The following is a 314-nucleotide window of genomic DNA, read 5'->3' on the forward strand; positions in this document are numbered from 1 at the left end:
GGGGTCAGTACCCGAACCGCTTACAAGTGGCTCAATCGATATCGTCAGGAGGGGCCTGATGGCTTGCACAATCGCTCTTCTCGCCCCGCATCCTGCCCCCATGCCATCGATGACCAGCGGCAACAGAAGATTATCGAGCTGCGCAAGCAGCGACAGACCTATCGGCACATCAGCCAATCCTTGGGGATGGGGCACAGTTCAGTCGCCCGTATCCTGCAACGAAGGGGACTTAATCGACTGGCTAACCTGGAGCCTGCTGCTCCGGTACAACGCTATGAATATGAAAAACCGGGTGATTTGCTGCATTTGGACAT

1 protein-coding gene is annotated in these 314 nt (G+C 55.7%); it reads left to right on the forward strand.

Features of this window, described 5'->3' with window-relative positions:
* On the forward strand, positions 1-314 hold a 314-nt coding region (locus ACLHZ1_RS20735), incomplete at both ends, for a helix-turn-helix domain-containing protein (protein ID WP_427263556.1).

The sequence above is a fragment of the Aeromonas sobria genome (genome assembly GCF_050266975.1).
Classification (GTDB): Bacteria; Pseudomonadota; Gammaproteobacteria; order Enterobacterales; family Aeromonadaceae; genus Aeromonas; species Aeromonas sobria_B.